Raw genomic sequence first — 224 nt, 5'->3', positions numbered from 1 at the left:
ATCCGGATTCTCAGCGGGTGCGTAAGAGGTTTTTCTATGCCCGAAAACAAGCCTTTCTCCTGAGAATGTGCACCCGTCATGTCCGTCTCACTGTCGTTCGACGGCTTCAACCCAGGATTCCGCCTCGTTAGGGCTCGGCGGCTTCGGCGCATGATTTATTGCCTCGCGCGCTCGGAATCTTGCGCCTCAGTTCGCGCGCTCAGAATCCGGATTCTCAGCGGGTG

This window comes from Rothia sp. HMSC066H02, from assembly GCF_001814995.1.
In the GTDB taxonomy this organism is placed as follows: Bacteria; Actinomycetota; Actinomycetes; order Actinomycetales; family Micrococcaceae; genus Rothia; species Rothia mucilaginosa.
The sequence above is the reverse complement of the archived record's forward strand: the minus strand, read 5'-3'. Positions refer to the sequence as shown.